Source organism: Burkholderia sp. Ac-20379, from assembly GCF_017104645.1.
Classification (GTDB): Bacteria; Pseudomonadota; Gammaproteobacteria; order Burkholderiales; family Burkholderiaceae; genus Burkholderia.
Genome location: NZ_JAAGPF010000535.1, coordinates 1 through 3,109 on the forward strand (window position 1 = coordinate 1; position 3,109 = coordinate 3,109).

General features: G+C 71.3%; 2 protein-coding genes. Both read right to left on the bottom strand.

Annotated elements, in window-relative coordinates:
* Positions 1 to 135 precede the first annotated feature (135 nt).
* Positions 136 to 801: an OmpA family protein gene (locus G3N92_RS32405; protein WP_206131610.1), complete on the bottom strand. Its 666-nt coding sequence runs from the start codon at positions 799 to 801 to the stop codon at positions 136 to 138.
* On the bottom strand, positions 798 to 3,109 hold a 2,312-nt coding region (locus G3N92_RS32410), incomplete at its 5' end, for a DUF802 domain-containing protein (protein WP_206131611.1). The genes G3N92_RS32410 and G3N92_RS32405, both read right to left, overlap by 4 nt.

Genomic DNA, 3,109 nt, shown 5'->3' on the forward strand with positions numbered 1-3,109 from the left:
TGGTGCAGCGCGCTCATCGCGCCGAAGCGCAGCGGATCGATGCGATGGCTGCCGTCCGCGCGCCAGGCGTCGAGGCGGGCGCGGGCCGCGTCGTGCGGCAGGTCGTCGGGCAGGTCGTCGGACGCGTGGTTCATGTCAGTGCGCCACGGCGGCGGAAGCCGCGGAGGCCGCCACCGAACTGGTCGGGCGCGGCACCGCCGCGATCTCCACGCGGCGGTTCTTGGCGCGGCCGGCCTCGTCGGCGTTCGAGCCGACCGGCTGCTCCGAGCCGAACGCCGCCGCGAACACCGACGGCGCGGGCACGCCCGCATCGATGAACGCGCGCGTGACGGTCAGCGCGCGCTCGGCGGACAGCTCCCAGTTGTCGGCGAAGCGGTGATTGCCGGCGCGCACCTGCTGATCGTCGGCGAAGCCGCTGACCATCAGGATCTGGTCGCGGTCGCGCAGATAGGCGGTCAGCGGCCCGGCGAGGCTGCGCAGCAGGTCGCGGCCGGCCGGCTGCAACTGATCCGAATTCACGGCGAACAGCACGTTGCCCGCGATGCCGATACGGCCGTCCACCAGCGTTACGCGCCCGGCCGCGAGCGGGCCGGCCAGCGCCTGTTCGAGCGTCTTGCGGCGCTGCGTCTCGATCTGCCGCTGCTTGACCTCGTCGGCCAGCCGCGACGACGCCTCGAGCTGCATGCCGATCACGCCCACCAGAATCAGCACGAACGCGCCGAGCAACGCCGCCATCAAGTCGCCGAACGCGGCCCAGACGGGTACGCCCGCCTCGAGGCCGCCGTCGATATCGTCGTTCATGCGGGCTTCGCTCCGTCGAGGCGTTGCAGGTTCTCGACGATCTGCTGCTGCGACATCAGGCTCAGATCGATGACGTCCTTGGCCTGCGCGACGTAATAGGCCAGTTGCTCGTCGCTGCGCGCGAGGGATTTGTCGAGCGCGCCTTCGATGCGCTGCAGTTGCACCATCAGCTTCTCGTTCGATTCGCCGAAGCCGGCCACCGCCTGGCCGAACGCCTCGGCGAGGCTGGCCATTTCAACGGCGCTGCCGGTGACCTGCGCGGACACGCCTTCCAGCGCCTGCGCGCCCGTCTCGACCTGTCGGTCGAAACGCGTGCCGACGCGGTCGAGCAGCTCGGACGAGGTCGACACCAGCGCGTCGATCGCGCCGCGCTGCTCGTTGCTGGCGTGGCTGACGGCGTCGAGCAGCGTGGCGACGGTCGACAGCAGGCGGCCGCGCTCCTCGAGCATCGCGGTGTCCTGCACCATGCTCTCGGAGAGCTTCTGGCGCAGTTCGGCGACCACGTCGGCGGCGGCGCGTGGCGCTTCGGAGGCCGCTTCGACGAGGCGCGAGATTTCGGCGAAGGTGTCCTTCGCGTGGCTTTCGGTTTGCGCGGCGATGCCGGCGGCGGCTTGCGCGAGCGCGTCGCAAATGGCCTGCTGGCGCTCGGCGGCTTGTGTCGAGGCGGCTTGCCACGCGGTGGCGTTCGCTTCGGCCGCGCGGGCGATTTCTGCGATCGTGCCGTTGGCGTGGGTTTCGGTTTGCGTGGCGATGCCGTTGGCGGCGTTCGTCAGCGCGTCGCAGATCGCTTGTTGGCGCTCGGCGGCCTGCGTCGATGCGGCTTGCCATGCAGCGGAGTTGGCTTCGGCGGCGCGGGCGATTTCTGCGATGGTGCCGCTGGCGTGCGTTTTGGTTTGCGTGGCGATGCTGTCGGCGGTTTGCGCGAGTGCATCGCAGATCGCCTGCTGACGCTCGGCGGCCTGCGTCGAGGCGGCTTGCCATGCAGTGGCGTTGGCTTCGGCGGCGCGGGCGATTTCTGCGATGGTGCCGTTGGCGTGCGTTTCGGTTTGCGTGGCGATGCTGTCGGCGGTTTTCGCAAGCGCGTCGCAGATCGTCTGCTGGCGCTCGGCGGCCTGCGTCGATGCGGCTTGCCATACAGCGGCGTTCGCTTCGGCGGCGCGGGCGATTTCTGCGATGGTGCCGCTGGCGTGCGTTTCGGTTTGCGTGGCGATGCTGTCGGCAGTTTGCGCGAGTGCATCGCAGATCGCCTGCTGGCGCTCGGCGGCCTGCGTCGAGGCGGCTTGCCATGCGGCGGCGTTGGCTTCGGCGGCACGCGCGATTTCTGCGATGGTGCCGTTGGCGTGCGTTTCAGTTTGCGTGGCGATGCTGTCGGCGGTTTTCGCAAGCGCGTCGCAGATCGCCTGCTGGCGCTCGGCGGCTTGCGTCGATGCGGCTTGCCATGCAGTGGCGTTCGCCTCGGCGGCGCGCGCGATTTCCGCGACCGTGCCGCTGGCCTGCGCGGCCGTCTGCACGGAAATCTCGTTGGCGGTGCGGGCGAGCGCGTCGCAGATCGCCTGCTGACGCTCGGCCGCCTGCGTGCTGGCCGTCTGCCAGGCGGCCGACGAAGCTGCCGCGAGACGCGCGATTTCGGCGACGGTGGCGGTGGCCTGCGTCTCGGTGCGCGCGGCGACGTCCTGCGCGGTGGCGGCCAGCGTATCGACCACGGTCTGCTGGCGAAGCGCGGCCTGCGTGCTGGCCGCTTCCCACGCGGCCGAAGCCGTTTCGGCGGCGCGCGCGATCTCGCCGAGCGCGCGGCCGGCTTGCGCTTCGGTCTGCGCGGCGATGCTGCTGGCGGTGCGCTCCAGCGTCGCGCAGATCTCGGCCTGCTGCTGCTGCGCGGCCGTGTTCGCGGTTTGCCATTGTTCGCGCAGCGTCGCGCCGACGGCTTCCAGCGAGCCGGTCCAGGCAGCGAGGCGGGTTTCGTCGCGCGCGGCGAGCTGGCCTTGCAGTTCCTGTTGCGCGCCGCGCAACTCGCGCAGCAGCGCGGCGGCGTGCGTTTCGAACGTCGCGGCAGCCGAGGCGAGCGCCTGGCGGTTGTCGTCGGCGAGCTTCTCGCCCGATTGTTCGTGGCGCGCCAGCGCGTCCTGCCACGCTTGCGATGCGCCTTCGGCGGCGGCGGCCTGACGGCTGTCGACGTCGCGCAGCAGCGTGGCCGAGCGCGCCTCGAAGCTGGCGTTGAAACCGTCCAGCGCGCTGCGCAGGTCGCCCGCGAGCGCGTCGCCGGCGCGGCGCTGTTCGGCCAGCGCGTCGGTCCAGAGGCCGGCCACGC